The sequence below is a fragment of the Streptomyces orinoci genome (assembly GCF_003121295.1).
Classification (GTDB): Bacteria; Actinomycetota; Actinomycetes; order Streptomycetales; family Streptomycetaceae; genus Streptomyces; species Streptomyces orinoci.
On the sequence record NZ_PHNC01000031.1, the window covers coordinates 913,475 to 935,929 of the forward strand.

Genomic DNA, 22,455 nt, shown 5'->3' on the forward strand with positions numbered 1-22,455 from the left:
AGTTGCCGCAGAAGGAGGCGAACCCACCTTGAGTTCGGGACCCGGAGCAGACTCCGCACCCGCACCGAACCACCCCAACGACGACGCACCCACCACCTCCCTGCCCCAACAGGCCGCCAAGGGAGGCATGTTCAGCTCGCTGCGAGTCCGCAACTACCGGCTCTTCTTCCTGGGCCAGGTCGTCTCCAACACGGGCACCTGGATGCAGCGCATCGCCCAGGACTGGCTGGTACTCCGCCTCACCGGCTCCTCCGCGGCCGTCGGTATCACCACGGCCCTGCAGTTCCTGCCCATGCTGCTGTTCGGGCTCTACGGCGGAGTGATCGCCGACCGCTGGCCCAAGCGGCGGCTGCTGCTGATCACCCAGACGGCCAGCGGCCTCACCGGCCTCGGCCTGGCGGTGCTCACCCTCTCCGGGCATGTCCAGGTCTGGCACGTCTATCTGACCGCCTTCGCGCTCGGTGTGGTCACCGTGGTGGACAACCCGGCCCGCCAGGTGTTCGTCTCCGAGATGGTCGGCCCCGCGGAGCTGCGCAACGCCGTCAGCCTCAACTCGGCCAACTTCCAGTCGGCCCGGCTGATCGGTCCCGCCGTCGCCGGTGTCCTGATCACCGCCGTCGGCAGCGGCGCGGCCTTCCTCCTCAACGGCCTGTCCTATCTGGCCCCCATCGCCGGCCTGTTGCTGATGCGCACCGGCGAACTGCACAAGCCCTCGGAGCGGACCCCGCGCGGCAAGGGCCAGTTGCGCGAGGGCCTGCGCCATGTCCGGGAGAAGCCGGACCTGATCTGGCCCATCGCGCTGGTCGGCTTCATCGGGATGTTCGGCTTCAACTTCCCCATCTGGCTCACGGCTTTCGTCAATGACGTCTTCCACGCCGGTGCCGGTACCTACGGCCTGCTCAACACCCTGATGGCCGCCGGTTCCCTGGCCGGCGCCCTGCTCGCCGCCCGCCGGGGCAGCTCGCGCCGCCGCCTGCTCTACGGGGCCGCGCTGCTCTTCGGCCTGCTGGAGATCACCGCCGCGCTGGCTCCCTCCTTCTGGGTGTTCGCGCTACTGCTCATCCCCATGGGCATCTGCGGCCTGACCATCAATGTCACCGCCAACTCCGGTGTCCAGCTGGCCGCGGACCCCGCCCTGCGCGGCCGGGTGATCAGCCTGTTCATGATGGTCTTCATGGGCGGCACCCCGGTGGGCGCCCCGCTGGTGGGCTGGGTAACCGACACCTACGGCGCCCGCATCGGCTTCCTCTCCGGCGGCCTGATCTCCGCCCTGGCGGCCATGGGCATCGGCCTGGCCCTGGCCCGCCATGTGGGCGTGCGCCCCAAGCTGGACCTGCGCCGCGGGCATGAGCACCTGGTGTTCGTCCCCCGCGACCGCACCGACCAACCGGAACCGGCGGTCGCCCCGGCGGCCTGACCCCCGCATCCACCGGGCCCGCCGGCACCTTCGGCGGGCCCTCGCCGTGGTCGGCCGTGCCACTCAGAGTCGGATTTCCGTGCGGAATGAGGGCTTCAAGTGAAGGGAAACCCGCCACACTTCGCCGTTCAACCAATGAACGGCCCGCCTCCGGCAGGTGATTGACTACGCCCCATGACGCAAGCGCGAGCTGAAGCCGGCACCGACGCCGACCGCATACCGCGGTCGGTCCCCGCCAGGGAGCCCCGCGCCGCACCGCCCCTCGACCCCGAACTCCGCGCCGCGCTCGCCGCGTTGGGGAACGGCCCCCGCAAGCCCCTCACCCCCGAGAACCTGGCGGACTTGCAGCGGCAGGACGCCGCCGCCCGGCCCCGGCCGTCCGTCCGGGAGCTCCAAGCCGGTGGGCGCTACGAGGTGACGGAACTGCGCACCCCGGACGTCACCCTGGTCAGCGCACGTCCCGCCGGGATCGCCGAGCCCCTGCCCCTGCTCTACTACATGCACGGCGGCGGAATGATCAGCGGCAACGCCTGGGCCGTACTGCCGCGGCTGCTGCGCGAATGGGCGGAACCGCTGAAGCTGGCCGTCATCTCCGTCGAGTACCGGCTGGCGCCGCAGGTGCGCTACCCGGAACCGCTGGAGGACTGCTACACCGGGCTCCGCTGGGCGGCCGCCCACGCGGAGGAACTGCGCATCGACCCGCACCGCGTCATCATCGGCGGCAAAAGCGCCGGCGGCGGACTCGCCGCGGCCCTCGCCCTGCTCACCCGCGACCGGGGCGGGCCCGCCCCGATCGGGCAACTGCTCATCTGCCCCATGCTCGACGACCGCGACAACACCCCCTCCACCCTCCAGATGGACGGCACCGACACCTTGGACCGGACGTCCAACGCCACCGCCTGGCAAGCCGTGTTGGGCGCCCGGTACGGGACCGCGGACGTGCCGCCCTACGCGGCCCCCGCCCGGGCCACCGATCTCACCCGGCTGCCCCCGGCCTATGTCGAGGCCGGCTCGGCCGAAATCCTCCGGGACGAGGGCGTGGCCTACGCCCAGGCCCTCTGGCAGGCCGGCGGCCAGGCCGAACTGCATGTCTGGCCCGGCGCCTGCCATGGCTTCGACACCTTCGCCCCCGGGGCCGCGCTCAGCCGGGACGCCCGTGAGGCCCGTACCCGCTGGCTGCGGCGCCTGCTCGGCCGGCCGGAGGGGAGTGGTGAGGTGGGTGCCTAGGCGGGCGGGGACGCGGCAGCCCGACGCCCTGGCGGCGGGTGTGCCCATGGCGTGGGCGAGCAGGCGGCGCCCACTCGGCGGGACACTGGCCCCATGCGCCTCTTTGTCGCAGTGATCCCGCCCTCGGCGGCGCTGGCCGAACTCGCCCGTGCCGCCGACCCGTTGCGCGGCCTGCCGCATGCGGACCGGCTGCGCTGGACGGACTCCGCCACCTGGCACTTCACCCTGGCCTTCCTCGGCGAGGTGGATGAGGAGCTCCTCCCCGAGCTGGCGGAACGGCTGGCACGGGCGGCGCACCGGCACCCGCCGCACCCGATCCGGCTGGCCGGTGGCGGGCGGTTCGGGGACCGGACGCTATGGGCGGGGGCCGAGGGGGAGCTGGAGACGCTGCGCGGGCTGGCCCGCTCGGCGGGGGCGGCGGCCCGCCGGGCCGGGGTGGCGGTGGACGAGTCCCGCCCCTTCCACGCCCACCTCACCCTCGCCAGGTCATCCGGCAGGACCCGGGTGAACCTGCGGCCCTTCGCCGAGGCCCTGGCCGCCTTCGGCGGTACGCCCTGGACCGTACGGCGCCTGGAGCTGGTGCGCAGCCATCCGCCCCGCTCCGGGCAGCCGGGCGAGCGCCCCCGCTATGAGACCGTCCGGGCCTGGGAGCTGGGACCCTGACCCGGGCGGTTACGCTCAAGGGGTGGACCCCAAGACCAGGAACCGGATCATGACCGGGGCGCTCGCCCTGATGCTCGTCGTTGTCGCCGTGGTGACGGCGGTCAGGTAGCCGCCCCGACGGCGGTCAGGTGACCGCCCTGACGGCGGCCGGATGACCGTCCCGACGGCCGCCGGATGAGCGTCCCGACCGCCGCCGGAGTGGCCGTCGCCCCCGCCCTCACCAGGCGAATGCCTCCGGTGTCTCGCCGGGCCCGGGGAACAGCTCCTCCAGCGAGGTCAGCAGCTGCTCCGGCAGCCGCAGCCCGACCGCCCGTACCGCCGACTGGAGCTGGGCGGTGGTGCGGGGGCCGACGATCGGCCCGGTCACCCCGGGGCGGGTGAGCAGCCAGGCCAGCGCCAGCTCACCGGGCTCCAGTCCGTATTTGTCCGCCAAGTCCTCATATGCCTGGATCTGGTCGCGGTTCTGGGCCTTGGCCAGCGCATCCGCCGACCGTCCGCCGCCCTCGTCCGACCGCCGGATGGCCCCGCCCAGCAGCCCGCCGGCCAGCGGCGAGTAGGGGAGCACCCCCAGACCGTAGGCCCGCGCCGCCGGGATGACCTCCATCTCGGCCCGCCGCTCCACCAGGTTGTACAGGCACTGCTCGCTCACCAGGCCGTAGGAGCCCAGCCGCCGCGCCGTCTCATTGGCCTGGGCCAGCTGCCAGCCGGCGTGGTTGGAGGCGCCCACGTAGAGCACCTTGCCCTGCCGCACCAGGACGTCCATGGCCTGCCAGATCTCCTCCCAGGGCGTCCGGCGGTCCACATGGTGGAACTGGTAGAGGTCGATGTGATCGGTGCCCAGGCGGCGCAGGCTGTCCTCCACGGACCGCCGGAGGTTCAGCGCGGACAGCCGGGCCGCGTTGGGCCACCAGCCGTCGTCCGGCGCCATCGAGCCATACCCCTTGGTGGCGATGACGACCTTCTCGCGGCGCCCGCCGCCCTTGCCGAACCAGCTGCCGATGATCCGCTCGGAACGGCCCTTGTTCTCGCCCCAGCCATAGACATTGGCGGTGTCGAAGAGATTGACGCCCGCATCCAGCGCGGCGTCCATGATCGCGTGACTCTCGGTCTCGTCCGTGCTCGGACCGAAGTTCATGGTGCCGAGGACGATCCGGCTGACCTTCAGTCCCGTACGGCCGAGTTGCGTGTACTCCATGGCCCCGTAGCCAACTGCGGCCGGCGTGATCGACTCAAGGGTGACCCTTTCGAGGGCGCGGCGTACGGGCGTGGGTCAGTCGCGGAGGAAGTCCTCGGTACTGAGGATGAGCTGGGCCGGGGTGTCCGAGAGATCGACCGGCAGCCCGAAGGCGACCGTCGTCTCGACGCGGTATTCGCCGTCCCTGGGCTGGGTGTGGAGGTGGCACCGCCTGGTGTACGGGTCGGCGATCAGGTAGGCGGGTACTCCGGCCATGGCGTAGATGGCCTTCTTCGGGCCGTAGTCGTTGGTGGCGGTCTCCTCGGCGATCACCTCGGCGATGAAATCGACGTCCTCCGCGCGGTAGCGCCCTCGTTCCGTCTTCACGGCCTTATCGCCGACCTTGACGACATCGGGACAGAGCCCGTTCAGATGGCCGGGACATTCGATGCGCACATCGGAGAGCAGGACGACGTCCCTGCCGAATCTGTCTTCCAGTGCGCAGAGGATCTGGAAGATGCACTGCCAGTGCTCGTCTCGTTGCTGGCACACAAAGATGTTCCCGCCGATGATCTCGACCCGGTAACCCTCCGGTACCGAGAGGGAGTTGAACAGATCATCGAGGGCGAGCTCATCGCCGGCATCGGCCGTCCCCGTGGCATCGGTCCGCGTGGCGGTCACCGTGGCGCTCCTCCCCGCTGCTCCACGGTCACGGGGCAGCCGCGCAGTACAACGATACGCACGGCACCGGGGGCACGTCGGGTCAATGCCCGTACGGCCCGCCCACCCCCCACCCCTGCCACATCGCGTCGGCGAACGCCCGGGCCAGCCGGTGTTCGCCGCGGGCGCTGGGGTGTGTGCCGTCGTAGGTGTCCATGGCCAGGTCCCAGTCCTCGGGGGCGGAGGCCAGCAGCAGTGGCGAGCCCGGCGTGTCCAGGTCGGCGACCGTCTTCGCCAGCAGTTCGTTGAAGCGGGCGCACTCCGCGCCGAACTCCGGCTCGTCACGGGCCCGTACGTTGTGGATCACGGGCAGCAGCACCGCCCGCACGGCGGGGTTCGCCTCCCGGGCCTCGGCGAAGAAGCGGCGGACATTGGCGGCGGTCTGCTCCGCGTTGGTGTAGAAGCCGAGGTCTATCAGGCCCAGGGAGACCAGCAGGGTGTCGGGGCGGTAGGTCCGCATCGCCTCCCCGATCAGGGGCGCCTGGTGGTACCAGCCGCGCCCCCATCCGGCCAGATGCGCCTGGGCCTTTTCCGGGAAGGCCGCTCCATAGTCCAGTGCGGTCGCGGCGTCCGTGGCCGGGTCATAGAGCTCGCGGTACGGGCCGACGATGCGGAACGGTCCGTCATGGGTGGCGCAGAGGTGCTGCCACATGCGGTAGCGCCAGGTGAGGTCACCGGCGCTGCCGATGGTCATGGAGTCGCCGACGAACATCAGGTGCATGGGCTGCATTCAAGCAGCCGCCCGACCCCGGCGGCCCGGCGCCCGGACCGCCGCCGGCCAGGCCGCCCGGCGGACCCGTCCGCGCGGTGGTCCACCAGTTGGAAAGCCCTGGTCGCAGGGGGCGACGCCGGGCGCGTCAAGAATGCGTTGGGGTACCCGGCCGGTCCCCTGGGGACCGTCCAACGTCGTGGCATGATCACGCCACCCGGCAGCAATCGCTGTCCGGCACAAGGTCGTTGAGTCCAGAAAGCGGCGTATCGGTATGTCCAAGAAGCGGGTAACCCGGGTCCTCGTCACGGCGGTCGCCGCCCCGGCCCTGGTGATGGGGGTCTCCACCACGGCGCATGCCGACGGCGATGTGACCTGGCGGAACGCGGCCACCCAGGGCTGTCTGCGGGCGTACACGCCCAACTACGACTACCACACGGTGGACACCAGCGCGGGCGCCAAGGTGCACTGCTGGTCCGACAACCACCAGACCACCAACTGGCATGACTCGCAAAGCGGCCTGCAGGACCCCAACGGCGCCTGGACCGAGCGCGAGAGCGGCAATGACGAGTGCCTGACCAGCTACTGGCCGGGCTCCAACGGCCTGGGCGCGGTCTATATCGAGAACTGCTCCAGCCCGGCCAACTACTACGAGCAGTGGTACGAGAAGTGGACCGGCGACGGCTTCAACCTGGTCAACCGGGAGACCGGCCTGTGCCTGGACAGCAACGCCCAGGGCGACGTCTACACCATGAAGTGCAACGGCGGCCGCTACCAGCTCTGGAAGTGAGCCATGGCAGTTGGGCCCGGGGCAACGCGCCCCGGGCCCAACTGCGCGTTCACAGCCGCTCGATGATGTAGTCCACACAGGCCGTCAGGGCCTCGACATCCGCTGGGTCGATGGCCGGGAACATCGCCACCCGCAGCTGGTTGCGGCCCAGCTTGCGGTAGGGCTCGGTGTCCACGACGCCATTGGCGCGCAGCGTGGCGGCGATGGCCGAGGCGTCGATCCCCGGGTCGAAGTCGATGGTGCCGATCACGGCCGACCGCTGGGCGGGGTCGGTGACAAAGGGGGTGGCGTACTTGGACGCCTCGGCCCAGCCGTAGAGCGCCCGGGCCGAGGTGGCCGTGCGGCGCACCGCCCAGTCCAGCCCGCCCTGGCCGTTCAGCCACTTCAGCTGCTCGTTGAGCAGGAACAGGGTGGACAGCGCCGGGGTGTTGTAGGTCTGGTTCTTCAGGGAGTTGTCGATCGCGGTGGGCAGCGAGAAGAACTCCGGGATGTGCCGGCCGGAGGCGTGCACCCGCTCGGCCCGCTCCAGGGCCGCCGGGGAGAACAGGCCGATCCACAGGCCGCCTTCGGAGGCGAAGGACTTCTGCGGGGCGAAGTAGTAGACATCCGTCTCCGCCACATCCACCGGCAGACCGCCCGCCCCGGAGGTGGCGTCCACCAGCACCAGCGCCCCGTCGTCCGCGCCCGGCACCCGCCGGATGGGCATGGCCACACCGGTGGAGGTCTCGTTGTGGGTGAGGGCGTAGACATCCACCCCCGCCTCGGCGCGCGGCTCGGGGTGGGTGCCCGGCTCGGCGGAGACGATGGACGGCTCCTCCAGCCAGGGCGCCTGCCGGGCCGCCTTGGCGAACTTCGAGGAGAACTCGCCGAAGGTCAGATGCTGTGAGCGGGACTCGATCAGGCCATGGGTGGCGATGTCCCAGAAGGCGGTGGAGCCGCCGTTGCCCAGCACCACCTGATAGCCCTCGGGGAGCGAGAACAGCTCGCGGATGCCTTCCCGTACCTCTCCCACCAGGTTCTTCACCGGGGACTGGCGGTGGGAGGTGCCGAGCAGAGAGATACCGGTGGCCGCCAGGGCGGCGAGCGCCTCCGGACGCACCTTGGACGGGCCCGCGCCGAAGCGACCGTCGGCGGGCTTGATGTCAGCGGGGATCTGGATATCAGCCACGGCCGAAGCGTAGACGCTGGCGCTGTCCTTGTAAGGCCGGTCCGCTGGTTGAGACGGACCGTTCCGCCATTGCCGGGTGCGCCCCATAGGGGCGCGGGGCTGCCGCACTTTGCGGCTCCGCCGCGTGGGCGCGACCAGCCACGGGCGGCCCGCAGCCGAGAACGAAACCGTATGCCGCGCGCCCCTATGGCGCCCCTGATGGGGTACCCGGTCCGGTAGGGCCGCCCATGGACGGGGCACGCTCCGGTCATGGCCGATCATGACGAACTGGCGGGAGCCCTGCGGGCGGCGGTCCGCGGCGAGGTGGACTTCTCCGCCACCGCCCGCGCGCTGACCACCATGGACGCCTCCAACTACCGCCGGATCCCCAGGGGAGTGGTGGCACCCAGGGACGCCGAGGACGTGGCCGCCGCACTGGCCGTCTGCCGGGAACACCGGGTGCCGGTGGTGCCCCGCGGCGGCGGCACCTCCACCGCCGGGCAGGCCACGGGGGAGGGGGTGGTGCTGGACTTCACCCGCCATATGAACCGGATCAAGTCCCTTGATCCGGCCACCCGCACCGCAGTGGTGGAACCCGGGACAGTCCTGGACGAACTCCGCGCCGCCGCGGCCGCCCATGGGCTGACCTTCGGGCCGGACCCCTCCACCCATGCCCGCTGCACCCTGGGCGGAATGATCGGCAACAACGCCTGTGGCGCCCACTCGGTGGCCTGGGGCACCACCGCCGACAACCTCCGCGAACTGCGGGTGCTCACCTACCGCGGAGAGCCCGCCCGGCTCGCCCGGGGCACGGACGGGCTGCCGGCCCGGCTGGCGGCGGGCATCGAAACCCTGGTCGCCGAGGAACTCGCCCTGCTGCGCACCGGATTCCGCCCCCTGCCCCGCCGGATCTCCGGGTACGCGCTGGACGCCCTGCTGCCCGAGCGGCGCACCGATGTGGCCCGGGCCTTCACCGGCAGCGAGGGCACCCTGGGTGTGCTGACCGAGGCCACCGTGCGCCTGGTGCGCCCGCCCGCCGCCCGGGCCCTGGCCGTCCTGGGCTACCCGGACGAGAGCACCGCCGCCGACGCCGCCCATCTGCTGCTGCCCCACGGCCCGTTGACCGTGGAGGGCATGGCCGCCGACCTGGTACCGGCCGGGCATGGGCTGCCGGACGGCGCCGCCTGGCTGTTCGTCGAGACGGGCGGGGAGAGCGCCGCGGAAGCCCGGGCCAAGGCCGGGGAACTGTGCCGGGCGAGCGAGGCGGTCGGCCGGGCTGTGATCACCGACCCCCGCCGGCAGCGGGCGTACTGGCGGATCCGGGAGGACGCGGCCGGCACCGCCACCCGGCTGCCGGACGGGGGCGAGGCATGGCCCGGCTGGGAGGACTGCGCGGTACCGCCCGCCCGACTGGGCGCCTATCTCAGGGAGTTCCGCGCCCTGCTGCGCCAGCATGGCCTACGGGGGGCGCCCTATGGCCACTTCGGTGAGGGATGTGTCCATATCCGTATCGACTTCGACCTGTTGAGTGCGGAAGGAGTGCGCCGCTACCGCGCCTTCTCCGCCCAACTGGCCGAACTGGTGGTGGCGCACGAGGGCTCGCTGTCCGGCGAGCACGGCGACGGACAGGCGCGCGCCGAGCTGCTGCCCAGAATGTACGGGACGGAGGCGGTACGGGCCTTCGAACGCTTCAAGGACCTCTGGGACCCCGACGGCGGGCTCAACCCCGGCATGCTGGTCCGCCCTTACCGGCTTGATGAGAACCTGCGCTTCTCCGCGCTGCCCCGCCGTCCCGTCCCGGTGGAGTTCTCCTACCCCGGGGACGGCGGCGACTTCTCGGCGGCGGTGCGCCGCTGTGTAGGGGTGGCCAAGTGCCGTGAGAAATCGCCGGGTTCGGACGGTCCGGGAACGCGAGTGATGTGCCCGTCCTACCGGGTCACCGGGGAGGAACGTCACTCCACCCGGGGACGGGCCCGGCTGCTGCACGAGATGCTGGCGGGCGAGGTGATCGGCGACGGCTGGCGCTCGGCGGAGGTCCACCAGGCGCTGGACCTCTGTCTGTCCTGCAAGGGGTGCCGCAGTGACTGTCCGGTGGGGGTGGACATGGCCACCTACAAGGCGGAGTTCCTGCACCACCACTACGCGGGGCGGCTGCGGCCCGCCGCCCACTACAGCATGGGCTGGCTGCCGCTGTGGCTCCGCGCGGCCGGGCGGGCCGCACCGCTGGCCAACTGGGCTGTCGGCAAACGTCCGTTGGCGTCCCTGCTCGCCAGAGCGGGGGGCCTCGCCCCCGAGCGGGAAATTCCGCGGCTGGCGGAGCAGACGTTCCGGGAGTGGTTCGCCGGGCGCGGAGCCCCGGCGGTGGCCGAGGTGCTGCTGTGGCCCGACACCTTCACCAACCACTTCACACCCGGCGTCGGCCGGGCGGCGGTACGGGTACTGGAAGCGGCCGGGCGCCCGCCGGTGCTGCCACCGGGGCCGGTCTGCTGCGGGCTGACCTGGGTGTCCACCGGCCAACTCGGCATGGCCCGGCGGGTGATGCGGCGCACCCTGGACCGGCTGGAGCCGGTGCTGGGCGGGCTCCCGGTGGTCGTTCTGGAGCCCAGCTGCGCCGCGGCGCTCCGTACCGACCTGCCGGAGCTGCTGCCGGACGATCCGCGGGCGCGGCGCCTGGCCGACTCCGTGCTGACCTTCGCCCAGGCGCTGGACGGCTGGACGCCGCCGGTGCTCGGCCGGCCGGTGGCCGGGCAGACCCACTGCCATCAGCATGCCGTCCTGGGCGACGCGGCCGAGCGCCGGCTACGTGCGGCGGCCGGGCTCAACGGAGAGCTGACCGGGGGCTGTTGCGGACTCGCGGGCAACTTCGGCTTCGAGCGCGGACATTACGGGGTGTCGGTGGCCTGTGCGGAGGAATCGTTGCTGCCGGCGGTTCGGGCGGCGCCGCGCGATGCGATTGTTCTGGCGGACGGGTTCTCTTGCCGTACGCAGCTTTGGCAGCTGCTGCGGGTACGCGCCCTCCACCTCGCCGAGGCCCTGGCGGGGCCCCATTAGGGACGCGGGGCTGCGACTGTATGCGGCTCCGCCGCGTGGGCGCGAGCAATTGGAGGCGGCCCGCAGCCGAAGACGAACCGGGGGTGCCCCGTCGCTTTCAAGGTGCGGGCCGCCGCTGGCTGGTCGCGCAGTTCCCCGCGCCCCTAACGGGGCGGGGCAGGCCGGAAGGAAGAGTGCGGCCCGCCCTGGGGAGCCGCTAGCGCCCCACCATCTCCTGGTAGCCGGGAATCTCGCGAGGATCCCGGGGACCCGGCCCCACATACCGGGCCGAAGGCCGGACCAACCGCCCCGTCCGCTTCTGCTCCAAAATGTGCGCACTCCACCCCGCAGTGCGAGCACAAGTGAACATGGAGGTGAACATATGCGCCGGCACCTCCGCGAAGTCCAGCACGATCGCCGCCCAGAACTCCACATTTGTGGCCAGCACCCGGTCCGGGCGCCGGTTGTGCAGCTCCTCCAGCGCCGCCTTCTCCAGCGCCTCCGCCACCTCGTAGCGCGGCGCGCCCAGTTCCCGGGCCGTCCGCCGCAGCACCCTGGCCCGCGGGTCCTCGGCACGGTAGACGCGGTGGCCGAAGCCCATCAGGCGCTCGCCCCGGTCCAGCGCCTGCTTGACGTAGGTGGTGGCGTCACCCGTGCGCTCGATCTCCTCGATCATGCCCAGCACCCGGGACGGCGCCCCGCCGTGCAGCGGCCCGGACATGGCACCCACCGCGCCGGAGAGCGCGGCCGCCACATCCGCGCCGGTGGAGGCGATCACCCGGGCGGTGAAGGTGGAGGCGTTCATGCCGTGCTCGGCGGCGGAGGTCCAGTACGCGTCCACGGCCTTGACATGGCGGGGGTCGGGCTCGCCCCGCCAGCGCTTCATAAAGCGCTCGACAATGGTCTCCGCCTTGTCGATCTCCCGCTGGGGCACCATCGGCAGGCCCTGGCCGCGCGCCGACTGGGCCACGTACGACAGCGCCATCACCGCGGCCCGCGCCAGGTTGTCCCGGGCGGTGGCCTCGTCGATGTCCAGCAGCGGCTTCAGACCCCAGACCGGCGCCAGCATGGCCAGGGCCGACTGGACATCCACCCGGATGTCACCCGAGTGCACCGGGATGGGGAAGGGCTCGGCCGGCGGCAGGCCGGGGTTGAAGGAGCCATCGACCAGCAGGCCCCAGACATTGCCGAAGGAGACCTGGCCCACCAAGTCCTCGATGTCAACGCCTCGGTAGCGGAGCGAACCGCCTTCCTTGTCTGGTTCGGCGATCTCCGTCTCGAACGCGACGACTCCTTCGAGTCCGGGTACGAAGTCGGACATCAGGCGGCTCCTCGTGATGTGTTCGACATGCGAATGCCGACCTGCCGGTGTCCCCGGCCGGTGGTCGGCGGATGTCTGCGTGTCTGCTGTTGCTGCGGCTGCTTGTGGCGGGCCGAACCGGCTACGCGGCTGTGGATCAGGCTCGCGGTCCGTATCGGTCTACCCGGTCATGCCCCGTCCGGGCGCACTTCACCCCGGCCCTTCACCCATCCTCAGTCAGGATGCCGGGCCGAGCCGGAAACCAGGGTCCTCGGCGTGGGCGGTCATCGCGCCCGCCCGGAGATTTTCCCGGGTGGGCGGGACCAGGGGGAAGGGTGATGTCCGGCACACCGGCCGTTTCGCCGCGGGGAGGGTTGAACGGCCCCGGCGGCGGGCAGGATGTTCCGGCCCTCCGCCCCCGTTGGTTCTGTTCGGACGGCCGCCATGTGCTGCAAGATGTGGCCGTGTCGTACGCCGAGGAGTTGGACCCCGCCGCGATGCGGGCGCATTACCGGTCCACGGGCCTGCATGAGGCCGAGCTGGCCGCCGATCCCTTTGAGCAGTTCGCCCGCTGGTTCGCCCAGGCGGTGGCGAGCGGGCTGCATGAGCCCAATGCGATGGTGGTCGCCACCGCGGACCCGGACGGACGGCCCGGCGCACGGATGGTGCTGCTCAAGGGATATGACGAGCGGGGCTTTGTCTTCTTCACCAACTACGGCTCCCGCAAGGGAGTTGAGATCACCCGCAACCCCTCGGTGGCGCTGGTCTTCCCCTGGCATCCGATTGCCCGTCAGATCGTGATCGAGGGACGGGCCGGACGGGTGGAGCCGGAGGAGACCGCCGCGTACTTCCACTCCCGGCCGCACGGCTCCCAGATCGGCGCCTGGGCCAGCGCCCAGTCCACGGTGGCCGCCTCCCGGGAGGAGATCGAGGAGTCCTACCGCCGCCTGGCCGCTCTGCACCCGGAGGGCTCCGAGGTCCCGGTGCCACCGGAATGGGGCGGCTTCCGGGTGGAGCCGGACCGAGTCGAGTTCTGGCAGGGCCGCGAAAACCGCCTCCACGACCGCCTCCGCTATGTACGCCGGCCCCATGGCTGGCACGTAGAACGCCTCTACCCATAAGGGTGCGCCCCGTCAGGGGCGCGGGGAACTGCGCGAACAGCCACCCACGGCCCGCGGCCGAACGCAGAACGATCCGTGGGCCTGGCCCGCCGCACACAGTGCGAACGGTGCCGAGCGGACGACTCGGCGGCCCACGGATCGGGTGACTGCTGGGGCGGTGACACTTTCGTGCTCCGCACGGGGCCGGCACAGCCGACCCTGCTGCGCTTTGCGCGACAACGGGCTGCGCTAGCCCGCAGTCACCTCACGCGTCCGGACTGAAATCATTGGCCGAACCACCTCCCTTCTCGTGTGCTCCACACCCTAGGAAGCGATCCCCGAGGGAACAACCGAATTTCCCGGGGCACCGATTTCACCGAAGCCGGTGTGGTTTCCGGCCGGGTCGAGTTGAATGACCCGTCGTGCAGCAGATGCAGGCGCGTCCCGCTGGGGGTATCTCGTGACCGCTCCACACCAGTCCGGCCCGGCCCGTCCTTCCACCGCCGACGCAGCCGAGAACAACCTCGCAGCCGAGAACAGCCACGCAGCGGAGAACAACGACGCGGCCGAGAACGAGGACCACGACCTGCTCGCCGCCCTGCTGGACGGCATGGACGCCGCACTGTGCGCCTTCGACGCGGAAGGCACCATCACCCACTGGAACCGCGAGGCCGAGCGGATACTGGGCTGGAGCGCCAGGGAGGCGGTCGGGCGCCGGGGCCTGGCCGGCTGGGCGGTGCGCGAGGCGGACGCCGAGGAGGTCACCGGCCGGCTGCTCGGTGCCATGCGGGCACCGGGCCGCCAGGTGGACGAGTTCGCGCTGCTGACCAAGGACGGCGGACGGGTCCTGGTCCGGGTGCAGACCTCCGCCGTCCCCGGCGCCGACGGCCACCCGGCCGGGGTCTACTGCGCGTTCAGCGAGGTGCACACCCAGATCGACCTGGAACGCTCGGTGGCGCTGAGCGAGGCGCTGTTCGGCGACGCCCCCTGGGGCGTGGTGCTGATCGACGCCGACCTGCGCCCCGCGCTGGCCAACACCACCGCCGCACGGGCACTGCGCACCACCCGTACCGCGCTGCTGGGACGGCCACTGGGCGATCTGCTGGAGCATGGCGCCGAGGACCTCGAAGGCGTGCTCCAGCATGTGCTGGCCGCCGGGGCGCCCCCGGCACCCGCCGAGCTGTGGGTGACGGTCCGCGGCGACTCCGGCAATGGCAACTCCGAGGCGCGCGGCGCCGGTTCGGGCGGCGAGCGCCGCTGCTGGCGCAGTGGCTTTATGCGGCTGTCCACCCCGCTGGTGGAGGAGCCGGTGCCGCTGGGAGTGGCCTGGCTGTTCCTCGACGTCACCAAGACCCGGCTGGCCGAGCAGGAGAGCGCCCGGCTGCGCTTCCGGGGCAGTCAGCTGCACCGTGCGGGCCGGGCGGTGGCCGAGTGCGAGGACCCGATGGAGGCGGCCGCGCTCTATCTGGACTTCGCTCTGGCCGGCTTCGCCGACCATGCGCTGATCGACCTGCTGCCGCAACCGGAGGCCGAGCCCACCCTGCCGGTGCGGCTGCTGCGGGCCGCGTCCGCACCCGCCGGGGCCGGGCCGTCACCGGCCGGCACGGCGCTGCCGGTGCCCTACGAGGAAGGGCACCCGGCGCTCCAGGCGGTGGAGCGCTGTGGCTCGGTCCGCGCGGTCACCGACCGCAGCCGGGACTGGGCGACGGTGCACCGCTGGCCGTCCGGCACCCAGCACGCGCTGGCCACCGCGCTGCGCAGCCGGGGGCGGACGGTCGGCGTGGTGACCTTTCTGCGCGGCCCGTCCCGACGGGCCTTCGACCGCTCGGACGCCACCTATGCGGAGGACATCGCCACCCGCGTCGCGGCCTCCATCGACCTGGCGACCCTGACGGCACACTGACCGCCCGCCGCCACCCCCGGCATCCCGGCATCCCGGCATCCCGGCATCCCGGCGGCCCGGCGTGCCGGTCGCCCCGCGCGAGCGCCGAGAGCCCCCACCCCGCTCAGCGCCGGAAGAAGATCCGGTCCCCGTACTCGCCCAGCACCCGGCCGTTCCACTCGTGGCCGCCGTCCACATTTCCGGAGCGCAGCATGGGTGGGTCGATGCCGCGGGCGGCCAGTTCGCCGGCCGCGGTGGCCACCACGGCCTGCATCAGGGCGCAGGTGACCACCGTGGAGGCGGGGGCGAAGGGGGCGGCGATGCCCTCCGCGGTGAGCTCCGCGTCGCCTACCGCGATCTTGCTGTCGATCACCAGGTCACAGTGGTCCTTGAGGAAAGTCCCCGAGGAATGGCGGGACTTGGTCTCCTCGGCGTAGGCGAGCGAGGTGACGCCGATGACCTTCAGCCCCAGGGCGCGGGCGTTGATGGCCATCTCCACCGGCAGCGAGTTCCGCCCGGACAGCGAGATGACGATCAGTACGTCGCCGGGGCGCGCCGGACTGGTGTCCAGCACCGCCCCGGCCAGCCCGTCCACCCGCTCCAGGGCGCTGCCCAGGGTGGCCGGGACCACGTCCACCCCGACCGTCCCGGGAACCGCCAGCAGATTCATCAGGGCCAGCCCGCCGGCCCGGTAGACCACGTCCTGGGCGGCGATCGAGGAGTGGCCGGCGCCGAAGACGAACAGCCGCCCGCCCTCCGCCACCGTGTCGGCGAGCATGGCGCCGGCGGCGGCGATATGTTCCGCCTCCTCGTCGCGGGCCCGCCGCAGCAGATCGACCGCGGCGTCGAAGAACCGCCCGGCCAGTTCGTTGGCGCTCATCGCAGGGGGCTCCCTCGCGGTCGATGGGGTCGATGGGTCTGGGGTGCCGGTCTCTGGTGGCGCCGATCACGGTGCGTTGTCCACCTGCGCCGTGTCAATACGGCGGCAGGGCCGTAGCGGCCACTCTTGTCGGTGCCATGCGTCAGAATTGGGGCAGGGCCAGCGCACGACTTATCGAGGGGCACGGCATGTCCGGACTGATCGACACCACGGAGATGTATCTCCGCACCATCCTTGAGCTGGAAGAAGAGGGTGTGGTCCCGATGCGCGCCCGCATCGCCGAGCGGCTCGACCAGAGCGGCCCGACGGTGAGCCAGACGGTGGCCCGCATGGAGCGCGACGGCCTGGTCACGGTGGCCGGGGACCGTCATCTGGAGCTGACCGAGGAGGGCCGGCGGCTGGCCACCCGGGTGATGCGCAAGCACCGGCTGGCCGAGTGCCTGCTGGTCGATGTGATCGGCCTGGAGTGGGAGCAGGTGCACGCCGAGGCCTGCCGCTGGGAGCATGTGATGAGCGAGGCGGTGGAGCGGCGGGTGCTGGAGCTGCTGCGCCACCCCACCGAGTCGCCCTATGGCAACCCCATCCCGGGCCTGGAGGAGCTGGGCGAGAAGCCGGAGCCCGACCCCTATGACGGCATGGTCAGCCTGAACGACCTGGAGCCCGGCAGCGAGGGCAAGACGGTGGTGGTGCGCCGCATCGGCGAGCCCATCCAGACCGACGCCCAGCTGATGTACTCGCTGCGCCGGGCCGGGGTGCAGCCGGGGGCCGTGGTCAGTGTGACGGAGTCGCCCGGTGGGGTGATGGTGGGCAGCAGTGGCGAGGCCGCCGAGCTGGCCTCCGATATCGCCTCGCATGTGTTTGTAGCCAAGCGCTGACCGGCGCTTTCACGGGATTCTCCGGTGCCATGAGGGGCCGGGCGGCCGGCTGCCGCCCGGCCCCTCCGGCTGTCCGGGGACGTCCCCGGCGAGGTGTGTGGTGTGGTCAACTGCCCTTGGCGTGGCCGGAGTCGGCGGAAAGGGCGCGCGCTTGGGCAGAGAGTGTCACGCTGGCGTCGTGGCATATGCGTGCGCGCCGCCGACCAGGGAGGGGCTCCGTGACAAGGGCTGACAAGAGCCCCGGTGCCCTGCCGGGCACCGGGGCTCCGCCTCCCCGTTTTCCCCCCACGGCGACCCGGGGCCCCGAGCTCCCAGGGTGCGCCTCGCGGACCTCTTTCCCCGAGCGGTCCGCGCCCAGGTCGATTACTCCCCTGGGCGCCGACCGCCAATCCTTGACCCCGGTCACTCGAACGAGGGGTGTTGCGCGCAACGGCCGACTCATTCGAAAGGGGGTTCCATAAGGTGGAGCTGTCCGGGGGTGAAGTGGGGGTGTCAGGAGTCATGGCGCGGCGAATCGAAGTCAGCGGAAGCGGTGGAGTCCGGCTGGCCGCCTGGGAGTTCACCGGCCGGGGCGGCCCGGTCGGCGGCAGTGTGCGGGCGGGGTCCGGCGGCGCGGGCGGGGTGCTGCTGTTGCACGGTCTGATGGGCCGGGCGGCGCACTGGGCGGAGACCGCCGGCTGGCTCTCCGCCCGTCACCGCACGGTGGCCCTGGACCAGCGCGGGCACGGCCGCAGTGACAAGCCGGTGGCCGGCCCCTATGCCAGTGAGGCTTATGTGGCCGACGCCCAGGCGGCCATCGAGCAGCTGGGGCTGGCCCCCGCGATCCTGGTCGGCCATGCCATGGGAGCCCTGACCGCCTGGCAGCTCGCCGCCCGGCGGCCGGATCTGGTGCGGGCGCTGGTGATCAGCGATATGCGGGCCTCCGCGCTGGGCGCCGCGACCCAGCGCCGCTGGGGGGAGTGGCTGCGGTCCTGGCCGGTGCCCTTCGCCACCCTGGCCGAGGTGCGCAAATGGTTCGGCCAGGACGATCCCATGCTGGAGCGCCCGGCTCCGGCGCGGGGCGATTTCTATGCCGAGGTGATGGCCGAGCGGGCGGATGGCTGGCGGCCGCTGTTCTTCCGCCGGCAGATCCTGCTCGCCCGGGAGTCCTACGCCCATGATGCGCACTGGGAGGACCTGGCCCGGGTGGAGTGCCCGGCACTGGTGGTGCGCGGGCTGGACGGGGAGCTGGGCCGGGCCGAGGCCCAGGAGATGGTGCGGGTGCTGCCCCGGGGGCGCTATGCGGAGGTGCCCGATGCCGGGCACTTCATCCACTACGACCAGCCGGCCGCCTGGCGGCGGGTGGCCGAGCCCTTTGTGGAGGCGGCCGCGGGAGCCCGTAAATAAATTCAACGCCCGTTGACATAACTGCCCGGGAGGTGTGCACTGGCAGTAGGGCGAGCGTGCTCGCCGGAGCGCTGGGAATCCCCGGAGGTTTGGTGTCATGACCACCGATCTGACCACTGGCCTGACCGCCGACACGGCCCTTGACGCGGATGTCGTCGTCATCGGAGCCGGCCCCACCGGGCTTCTGCTGGCCGGGGATCTGGCCGCGGCCGGGGTGTCCACTCTGCTGCTGGAGCGGCGCGGGGAGGAGTCCAACCTCACCCGGGCCTTCGCCGTCCACGCCCGCACCCTGGAGGTGCTGGACGCGCGGGGCCTGGCCGAGGAACTGCTGGCCACCGGCACCTTCCTCAATGAGCTGCGGATCCTCGGCGCCACCCGGCTGGACGTCGGCAGCCTGCCCACCCGCTTCCCGGGGGTGCTGATCACCCCGCAGTACGAGACCGAGCGGGTGCTGCAGCGGCGTGCCGAGCGGGCCGGGCTGGAGATCCGCCGGGGCACCCGCTGCACGGGGGTGCGCCAGGACGCGGAGGGCGTCCAGGTGTCCGTCGAGGGTCCGGACGGGGCCGGCCACACCCTGCGCGCCCGTTACGCGGTCGGCACCGACGGGGTGCACAGTGCCGTCCGGCAGGCCCTGGGCATCCCCTTCCCCGGCCACTCCATACTCAGCTCGGTGCTGCTGGCCGATGCCCGGCTGGCCACCGATCCCGGGGTGGCGCCCACCATCAAGGCGGGCCGCGAGGGCTTTGCCCTTATCGCGCCCTTCGGTGACGGGTGGTACCGCGTCATCGGCTGGCGCGCCGGCAGCGAACTGCCCAGCGATGCCCCGGCCGACTATGAGGACCTGCGCGACCTGGTGCGCTCGCTGTTCGGCACCGACTTCGGGATGGGCGAGCCCCGTTGGACCTCGCGCTTCCACAGTGACGAGCGGCAGGCGCCGCGGTATCGCGAGGGCCGGGTCTTCCTGGCCGGGGACGCCGCGCATGTCCACTCACCGGCCGGCGGTATGGGCATGAACACCGGCATCCAGGACGCCGCCAATCTGAGCTGGAAGCTGGCCGCGGTGCTGCAAGGGCGGGCCGGGGAAGGGTTGTTGGACAGCTACCAGACGGAGCGGCATCCGGTGGGGCGGCAGGTGCTGCGGGTGAGCGGTGCGATCATCCGGGCCGCGCTGGTCACCGCACCGCCGCTGCGGGTCGCGCGGGCGGTGGCGGGTGGTGCGCTGGGTCTGCTGCCGGGGGTCACCCGGCGGGCGGCGCTGACCATCAGCGGCCTGGACATCGCCTATCCCGCGCCGCCGGGCTCCCATCCGCTGACCGGGCGCCGGGCGCCCGATCTGCCGCTCGCGGAGCGGGAGTCGGGGCCGGTGCGGCTGTATGAGGCGCTGCGGGCGGGGGAGTATGTGCGGGTGCTGCCGCGGGGATCGTCGGCGGTTGGGGGTGACCCCGACGACGGCGTCGTCACGGTTACCCGGGCCGACGCGGTCGGTACGACGCTTCTGGTGCGGCCGGATGGGTATGTGGAGAGCGCTTCGGAGTGAGGGTGCGGCTTGTGGGCGGTTGCTCGCGCAGTTCCCCGCGCCCCTGAGCGGCTACCGGTTCGTTTCCGGGTGCGGGCCGTCCATGGCCGGTCGCGCAGTTCCCCGCGCCCCTGTGGGGCGCCCAACAGGGGCGGGGGGCCTCATGCCTTGGCGACTGCGGCGAGGACTTCCGGGAGGCGGCGGGCCAGGCGGGGGGCCGCGATGCGGAGGCCCGTCCAGGCCGCCAGCAGGCCGTAGCCGAAGCCCAGCGGCAGCAGCAGCGGCAGCCAGCCGTGGTGGCCCGAGGTGTGCAGCCACACGGTCAGCAGCACCAGCGGCACACACTGCGCCGAAGCCGCCAGCAGGCCGCCGAGCAGGCCCAGCCAGGCGATGGACGTCTGGCCGGGGCCGACGTTCTTGAAGGCGTTGCCCTGCGGCACCGCGTACGGCAGCAAGGCCGAGGTCACCGCCCCGGTGGCGAACATCGCGCCCAGCAAGGCCAGTCCAAGACCCAGCACCTCCGGCAAGGTGTCCCAGTGCCCGGTGAACGCGGTCAGCGCGGTCACCAGCAGCACCAGATAGGGCACCGCCGGCAGGGCGAAGGCCAGGGCGCGGCCGCGCAGTTCGAGGTAGGCGTCCCGGGGGCCGTTGATGGTCTGCATCACCAGCCAGAATGCCGAGCCGTCCGTCCCGAACAGGTTGTACATCTGTCCGCCGACCATGGCGACGGCCATAAACGCCCAGTAGGAGTTGCCGTTGTGCCGGGCCACATTGAGGAAGGGCACCAGGGCGCCGATGACCAGCTGACTGGTCCAGGTCATCCTGGTCTTGGGATCGCGCAGCACATAGCGCAGGCTGCGCAGCATCACCGCTCCCGTACGTCCCTGCGGCAACAGCCGTGCCAGTCCGGTGCTCACCCGCTTCCGCTCGGGCTCGGCGGCGGCCAGGGTGGAGGAGTCCGGCGACGTCAGCACCTTGGTCAGGCCGCGCTGCCACCACCACAGCAGCAGCGCCAGCACCGCGGCGGACAGGGCGAGTTGGGCCGCGGCAAGGCCGTATGAGCCCTGGCCGGTGGACCGTACCGCGTCCATCGCGGAGCCCGGCGGCACCCAGCGCAGCACCTTGGCAAAGGGTTCGAGCCTGGCCATTCCACCGGCGTTACTGAGCTTCTGCAGACCGTAGTTGGCCACCTGGATACCGACCGCGATCACCAGCCCGCTCAGCAGGGCCAGATCCCGGCCCTTGCGGCTGGACAGCAGCCGGACATTGGCGGTGGCCACCGCCCTGGCCAGGGCCACACAGGTCAGCAGGGTGAGCGCCACGGCCGGTACGCCCACCGCGAAGGCCGCGCCGCCATGGGCGGTGGCGATCACCGAACCGACCGCCAGCACCAGGGTGAACGCGGGCCCGATGCCGACCAGTGAGGCGGCCAGCAGGGACACGGTGAGCGGTCCGGGCCGCAGCGGCAGCATGGCCAGCCGGGTGGGGTCCATGGTCTCGTCCCCGCTGGGGAAGAACAGCGGGACGAATGCCCAGCCCACCGCGAGCACCACCGCCAGCAGCACGGTCAGCGCCGCCACATGGGGATGGCCGCGCAGCACGATCAGCCCCAGCAACTGCAGTGCCGCGTAAAGGGCGGTGAACACAATGGAGGTGATCCAGACGGCCTTGCGCTTGCTGGACTGCCGCAGGCCGTTGCGCAGCAGCGAAAGCTTCAGCCGGATGAAGACCGGGGTCAGGGAGGCGCCGGAAGCCTTGGTGGCGGAGGCGTTGGCGGTGGTGCTCATCGGACCCCGCCGCCCAGCCAGTCGAGGTTCTCGCCGGCCGCCTGCCCCTGGGCGCCCACCAGTTCCAGGAAGGCATCCTGCAAGGTGGCCGCCTCGCCGCGGACTTCCTCCAGCGTGCCCTGCGCCCGGATACGGCCGCCGGCCAGCACCGCCACCCAGGAGCACAGCGACTCCACCAGCTCCATCACATGGCTGGAGAAGACCACGGTGGCGCCGGAGGCGGTGTACTGCTGGAGCACCTTGCGGATGGACTGGGCCGAGACCGGGTCCACGCCCTCGAAGGGCTCGTCCAGGAAGAGGACTTCGGGGTTGTGCAGCAGCGCGGCCGCCAGCCCGATCTTCTTGCGCATTCCGGTGGAGTAGTCCACCACCAGCTTGTGCTGGGCGCCGGCCAGGCCCAGTACGTCCAGCAGCTGGGTGGCCCGGCGGTCCACCTGCTCACCGGGCAGCCCCCGCAGCTGCCCGGTGTAGGTGAGCAGTTCGCGCCCGGAGAGGCGCTCGAACAGGCGCAGCCCCTCGGGCAGTACCCCGATCCGGGACTTCACCGCGGCCGGGTCCCGCCAGACATCATGCCCGGCGATCTCCACCCGGCCGGAGTCGGGCCGCAGCAGCCCGGTGACCATGGAGAGCGTGGTGGTCTTGCCCGCGCCATTGGGGCCGACCAGCCCGATGAACCGGCCCGACGGTATCTCCAGATCGATTCCGGCGACCGCGACCTGCTCGCCGAACCGCTTCCACAGCCCCTCGATCCGCACGGCGGCGGATGTGCCGTCCCGTCCCACTGCCATCCCTCACTTCTGTGTTGCCCGGGGACGGCGACCCGCCCCCGTACAGCCAGACTAGGGCCGGGCG

18 protein-coding genes are annotated in these 22,455 nt (G+C 72.0%); 10 read left to right on the forward strand and 8 right to left on the reverse strand.

Annotated features, from left to right (window positions below; translation table 11 throughout):
* Window positions 1–28 precede the first annotated feature (28 nt).
* The 3 genes from CV755_RS26525 (at window position 29) to thpR (ending at window position 3,307) form a co-directional block, all read left to right on the forward strand.
* The gene (locus CV755_RS26525) at window positions 29–1,417 is read left to right on the forward strand and encodes an MFS transporter (protein ID WP_109282780.1); all 1,389 of its coding nucleotides are present in this window, start codon (window positions 29–31) and stop codon (window positions 1,415–1,417) included.
* A 174-nt stretch (window positions 1,418–1,591) separates the two neighbouring features.
* The gene (locus tag CV755_RS26530; RefSeq protein ID WP_109282781.1) at window positions 1,592–2,644 is read left to right on the forward strand and encodes an alpha/beta hydrolase; all 1,053 of its coding nucleotides are present in this window, start codon (window positions 1,592–1,594) and stop codon (window positions 2,642–2,644) included.
* A 93-nt stretch (window positions 2,645–2,737) separates the two neighbouring features.
* Window positions 2,738–3,307, forward strand: a complete 570-nt coding sequence (gene thpR, locus CV755_RS26535; protein WP_109282782.1) for an RNA 2',3'-cyclic phosphodiesterase — start codon at window positions 2,738–2,740, stop codon at window positions 3,305–3,307.
* A 217-nt stretch (window positions 3,308–3,524) separates the two neighbouring features.
* Here thpR and CV755_RS26540 read toward each other — a convergent pair whose 3' ends face one another.
* The 3 genes from CV755_RS26540 to CV755_RS26550 all read right to left on the reverse strand — a co-directional run bounded on the left by CV755_RS26540 (window position 3,525) and on the right by CV755_RS26550 (window position 5,913).
* Window positions 3,525–4,502 carry an aldo/keto reductase gene (locus CV755_RS26540; RefSeq protein WP_109282783.1) on the reverse strand — a complete coding sequence of 326 codons (978 nt, stop codon included), beginning with the start codon at window positions 4,500–4,502 and terminating at the stop codon, window positions 3,525–3,527.
* 75 nt (window positions 4,503–4,577) lie between these two features.
* Window positions 4,578–5,162 carry a Uma2 family endonuclease gene (locus tag CV755_RS26545; protein ID WP_109282784.1) on the reverse strand — a complete coding sequence of 195 codons (585 nt, stop codon included), beginning with the start codon at window positions 5,160–5,162 and terminating at the stop codon, window positions 4,578–4,580.
* A gap of 82 nt (window positions 5,163–5,244) precedes the next feature.
* Window positions 5,245–5,913 (reverse strand): GDSL-type esterase/lipase family protein, encoded by a 669-nt coding sequence (locus CV755_RS26550; protein WP_109283533.1) that lies wholly within the window; start codon window positions 5,911–5,913, stop codon window positions 5,245–5,247.
* A gap of 271 nt (window positions 5,914–6,184) precedes the next feature.
* Here CV755_RS26550 and CV755_RS26555 point away from each other — a divergent pair, with 271 nt between their 5' ends.
* Window positions 6,185–6,700, forward strand: coding sequence for an RICIN domain-containing protein (locus CV755_RS26555; protein ID WP_109282785.1), 516 nt, complete (start codon window positions 6,185–6,187; stop codon window positions 6,698–6,700).
* 49 nt (window positions 6,701–6,749) lie between these two features.
* Here CV755_RS26555 and serC read toward each other — a convergent pair whose 3' ends face one another.
* Complete coding sequence (serC, locus tag CV755_RS26560) at window positions 6,750–7,868, reverse strand: phosphoserine transaminase (protein WP_109282786.1); 1,119 nt, start codon at window positions 7,866–7,868, stop codon at window positions 6,750–6,752.
* A gap of 249 nt (window positions 7,869–8,117) precedes the next feature.
* On the opposite strand from serC, the gene CV755_RS26565 reads away from it, so the two are divergent.
* Window positions 8,118–10,898, forward strand: coding sequence for an FAD-binding and (Fe-S)-binding domain-containing protein (locus CV755_RS26565; RefSeq protein WP_109282787.1), 2,781 nt, complete (start codon window positions 8,118–8,120; stop codon window positions 10,896–10,898).
* 196 nt (window positions 10,899–11,094) lie between these two features.
* On the opposite strand, the gene CV755_RS26570 is transcribed toward CV755_RS26565, so the two are convergent.
* A complete protein-coding gene (locus CV755_RS26570; protein WP_109282788.1) occupies window positions 11,095–12,198 on the reverse strand; it encodes a citrate synthase 2 in 1,104 nt (367 codons plus the stop codon).
* 476 nt (window positions 12,199–12,674) lie between these two features.
* Here CV755_RS26570 and pdxH point away from each other — a divergent pair, with 476 nt between their 5' ends.
* Together pdxH and CV755_RS26580 are read left to right on the forward strand one after the other, a co-directional pair.
* Complete coding sequence (gene pdxH / locus CV755_RS26575) at window positions 12,675–13,298, forward strand: pyridoxamine 5'-phosphate oxidase (RefSeq protein WP_193553508.1); 624 nt, start codon at window positions 12,675–12,677, stop codon at window positions 13,296–13,298.
* A 439-nt stretch (window positions 13,299–13,737) separates the two neighbouring features.
* Window positions 13,738–15,180 carry a PAS domain S-box protein gene (locus CV755_RS26580; RefSeq protein WP_241561400.1) on the forward strand — a complete coding sequence of 481 codons (1,443 nt, stop codon included), beginning with the start codon at window positions 13,738–13,740 and terminating at the stop codon, window positions 15,178–15,180.
* A 103-nt stretch (window positions 15,181–15,283) separates the two neighbouring features.
* On the opposite strand, the gene CV755_RS26585 is transcribed toward CV755_RS26580, so the two are convergent.
* Window positions 15,284–16,039, reverse strand: a complete 756-nt coding sequence (locus CV755_RS26585) for an SIS domain-containing protein (RefSeq protein ID WP_109282791.1) — start codon at window positions 16,037–16,039, stop codon at window positions 15,284–15,286.
* A 188-nt stretch (window positions 16,040–16,227) separates the two neighbouring features.
* On the opposite strand from CV755_RS26585, the gene CV755_RS26590 reads away from it, so the two are divergent.
* The 3 genes from CV755_RS26590 to CV755_RS26600 all read left to right on the forward strand — a co-directional run bounded on the left by CV755_RS26590 (window position 16,228) and on the right by CV755_RS26600 (window position 19,837).
* Window positions 16,228–16,914, forward strand: a complete 687-nt coding sequence (locus CV755_RS26590; protein WP_109282792.1) for an iron-dependent transcriptional repressor DtxR — start codon at window positions 16,228–16,230, stop codon at window positions 16,912–16,914.
* Between the two features lie 501 nt (window positions 16,915–17,415).
* On the forward strand, window positions 17,416–18,300 hold the full coding sequence (locus CV755_RS26595) for an alpha/beta fold hydrolase (RefSeq protein ID WP_109282793.1): 885 nt from the start codon (window positions 17,416–17,418) through the stop codon (window positions 18,298–18,300).
* A gap of 97 nt (window positions 18,301–18,397) precedes the next feature.
* Window positions 18,398–19,837 carry an FAD-dependent monooxygenase gene (locus tag CV755_RS26600; protein ID WP_109282794.1) on the forward strand — a complete coding sequence of 480 codons (1,440 nt, stop codon included), beginning with the start codon at window positions 18,398–18,400 and terminating at the stop codon, window positions 19,835–19,837.
* Between the two features lie 140 nt (window positions 19,838–19,977).
* Here the strand turns inward: CV755_RS26600 and CV755_RS26605 are convergent, their stop codons facing one another.
* Window positions 19,978–21,603, reverse strand: coding sequence for a transporter (locus CV755_RS26605; RefSeq protein ID WP_109282795.1), 1,626 nt, complete (start codon window positions 21,601–21,603; stop codon window positions 19,978–19,980).
* Complete coding sequence (locus CV755_RS26610) at window positions 21,600–22,391, reverse strand: ABC transporter ATP-binding protein (protein WP_109282796.1); 792 nt, start codon at window positions 22,389–22,391, stop codon at window positions 21,600–21,602. The genes CV755_RS26605 and CV755_RS26610 overlap by 4 nt, the downstream gene beginning before the upstream one ends.
* Window positions 22,392–22,455: the final 64 nt, after the last annotated feature.

What these genes read in the sequence shown, in the direction of transcription:
- CV755_RS26530 (WP_109282781.1), top strand. Translation starts at nt 1,592, where the DNA reads ATGACGCAAGCGCGAGCTGAAGCCGGCACCGACGCCGACCGCATACCG.
- thpR (WP_109282782.1), top strand. Translation starts at nt 2,738, where the DNA reads ATGCGCCTCTTTGTCGCAGTGATCCCGCCCTCGGCGGCGCTGGCCGAA.
- CV755_RS26540 (WP_109282783.1), bottom strand. Translation starts at nt 4,502, where the DNA reads ATGGAGTACACGCAACTCGGCCGTACGGGACTGAAGGTCAGCCGGATC.
- CV755_RS26550 (WP_109283533.1), bottom strand. Translation starts at nt 5,913, where the DNA reads ATGTTCGTCGGCGACTCCATGACCATCGGCAGCGCCGGTGACCTCACC.
- CV755_RS26555 (WP_109282785.1), top strand. Translation starts at nt 6,185, where the DNA reads ATGTCCAAGAAGCGGGTAACCCGGGTCCTCGTCACGGCGGTCGCCGCC.
- CV755_RS26565 (WP_109282787.1), top strand. Translation starts at nt 8,118, where the DNA reads ATGGCCGATCATGACGAACTGGCGGGAGCCCTGCGGGCGGCGGTCCGC.
- CV755_RS26570 (WP_109282788.1), bottom strand. Translation starts at nt 12,198, where the DNA reads ATGTCCGACTTCGTACCCGGACTCGAAGGAGTCGTCGCGTTCGAGACG.
- pdxH (WP_193553508.1), top strand. Translation starts at nt 12,675, where the DNA reads ATGCGGGCGCATTACCGGTCCACGGGCCTGCATGAGGCCGAGCTGGCC.
- CV755_RS26585 (WP_109282791.1), bottom strand. Translation starts at nt 16,039, where the DNA reads ATGAGCGCCAACGAACTGGCCGGGCGGTTCTTCGACGCCGCGGTCGAT.
- CV755_RS26590 (WP_109282792.1), top strand. Translation starts at nt 16,228, where the DNA reads ATGTCCGGACTGATCGACACCACGGAGATGTATCTCCGCACCATCCTT.
- CV755_RS26595 (WP_109282793.1), top strand. Translation starts at nt 17,416, where the DNA reads ATGGCGCGGCGAATCGAAGTCAGCGGAAGCGGTGGAGTCCGGCTGGCC.
- CV755_RS26600 (WP_109282794.1), top strand. Translation starts at nt 18,398, where the DNA reads ATGACCACCGATCTGACCACTGGCCTGACCGCCGACACGGCCCTTGAC.
- CV755_RS26605 (WP_109282795.1), bottom strand. Translation starts at nt 21,603, where the DNA reads ATGAGCACCACCGCCAACGCCTCCGCCACCAAGGCTTCCGGCGCCTCC.
- CV755_RS26610 (WP_109282796.1), bottom strand. Translation starts at nt 22,391, where the DNA reads ATGGCAGTGGGACGGGACGGCACATCCGCCGCCGTGCGGATCGAGGGG.